Source organism: Mesorhizobium sp. EU05-FHT14A09, from assembly GCF_058790995.1.
Window position 1 is genome coordinate 1 of the sequence record NZ_JBYTDF010000023.1, and the last position, 2,054, is coordinate 2,054.

A 2,054-nucleotide genomic window follows, 5' to 3' on the forward strand; every position below is an offset into this window, starting at 1 on the left:
CCCAATTCCTTCCGCACTGGTCCCGACGAGCAGGGCATGTTCGGCATTTTTGGCGGCCGCTTCGTCGCCGAGACGCTGATGCCGCTGATCCTCGATCTGGAGCGGGAATGGAACAAGGCCAAGCACGACCCCGAGTTCAAGGCTGAGCTCACGGCGCTGTCGACCTTCTATGCCGGACGGCCGTCCAAGCTCTATTTCGCCGAAGGCCTGACCCGCCATCTTCGTGATGTTGCCTCGGCAAAGGGCCTCGGGGGCGGAGCCAAGATCTATTTCAAGCGCGAAGACCTCAACCACACCGGTTCGCACAAGATCAACAACTGCCTCGGCCAGATCCTGCTGGCCAAGCGCATGGGCAAGAAGCGCATCATCGCCGAAACCGGCGCCGGCCAGCATGGCGTGGCTTCCGCCACCGTGGCGGCGCGCTTCGGCTACCCTTGCGTGGTCTATATGGGCGCCACCGACGTCGCCCGCCAAAGCCCCAACGTCTTCCGCATGAAGCTCTTGGGTGCCGAAGTGCGGCCGGTCACCGCCGGCCACGGCACGCTGAAGGACGCCATGAACGAAGCGCTGCGCGATTGGGTCACCAATGTCGAGGATACCTATTACCTGATCGGCACCGCAGCCGGCCCGCACCCCTATCCGGAGCTGGTGCGCGACTTCCAGTCGGTCATCGGCACGGAAGCGCGCCAGCAGATGCTGGAGCAGGAAGGCCGCCTGCCGGACACCATCATCGCCGCCGTCGGCGGCGGCTCCAACGCCATCGGCCTGTTCCATCCCTTCCTTGACGACAAGGATGTCGAGATCATCGGCATCGAAGCCGGTGGACGCGGACTGGACGGCGTCGAGCACTGCGCTTCGATGAATGCCGGCAGGCCGGGCGTGCTGCACGGCAACCGCACCTACCTGCTGCAGGACGCGGATGGACAGATCATGGAAGGGCATTCGATCTCGGCGGGTCTCGACTATCCGGGCGTCGGTCCCGAGCACAGCTGGCTGCGCGACAGCGGTCGTGTCGACTACCAGCCGATCCTCGATGACGAGGCGCTGGAGGCATTCCAGCTCTGCACCCGTACCGAAGGCATCATTCCGGCGCTGGAATCAGCGCATGCCATCGCCCACGCCGTGAAGATCGCGCCCGGGATGGCCAAGGACAAGATCATCATCGTCAACCTGTCAGGCCGTGGCGACAAGGACGTCCACACCGTCGCAAAGATGATGGGCATGGAGATATGAGCACCTTCGAGATCTATCACTCCAGGCACAATCCCCACCACTATGTGGCGGTGGAGGCTGGCGACCAGCGCGAGAACGCCAAAGGCGTGCGCGACAGCCAGAACCTCAAATTCCTCACCAATGTCGCCGATGACGGTGAGCCGCGCATTGCCTTCGATCCGAACCAGGCGCGCAGCCGCATCGCGCGCGACGGCTTCTACGCCTTCGCGGTGACCATCGAAATCCGCGAACATCCTGAATGAGACGGATGCCTGCGATCCTCGACCTTGCCGCGCGCGGCTCCGCAACAGCCGGCGCAGCGACCCATTCGACCCCAATTCATTCGACTATGAAGGGCATGGCATGACCACCCGCATCGACCGCCGCATGGCGAAGCTGAAAGCAGAGGGCCGCCCGGCGCTCGTCACCTATTTCATGGGTGGCGATCCCGACTACGAGACCTCGCTGTCGATCATGAAGGCGCTGCCCAAGGCCGGCAGCGACGTCATCGAGCTTGGCATGCCGTTCTCCGACCCGATGGCCGATGGCCCGGCGATCCAGGCCGCCGGCCTGCGCGCGCTGAAAGGCGGCCAGACGCTCAAGAAGACGCTGGCCATGGCGGCCGAATTCCGCCAGGGCGACGACGACACGCCGATCGTGCTGATGGGCTACTACAATCCGATCTATGTCTACGGCGTCGACCGTTTCCTCGACGATGCCAAGGCCTCCGGCATAGACGGGCTGATCATTGTCGACCTGCCGCCGGAAATGGACGCGGAACTGTGCGTTCCCGCCTTGAAGGCCGGCATCAACTTCATCCGGCTGGCGACGCCGACCACCGA

3 protein-coding genes are annotated in these 2,054 nt (G+C 64.1%); all 3 read left to right on the forward strand.

Annotation, left to right across the window (positions count from 1 at the left end; genetic code table 11):
* Positions 1-1,233: tryptophan synthase subunit beta (trpB, locus tag AC3WTO_RS31085; RefSeq protein ID WP_492465080.1), on the forward strand; the 1,233-nt coding region annotated here is incomplete at its 5' end.
* Complete coding sequence (locus AC3WTO_RS31090) at positions 1,230-1,475, forward strand: hypothetical protein (RefSeq protein WP_379064608.1); 246 nt, start codon at positions 1,230-1,232, stop codon at positions 1,473-1,475. The genes trpB and AC3WTO_RS31090, both read left to right, overlap by 4 nt.
* A gap of 100 nt (positions 1,476-1,575) precedes the next feature.
* The coding region (gene trpA / locus AC3WTO_RS31095; RefSeq protein ID WP_492465079.1) for a tryptophan synthase subunit alpha at positions 1,576-2,054 on the forward strand (479 nt) is incomplete at its 3' end.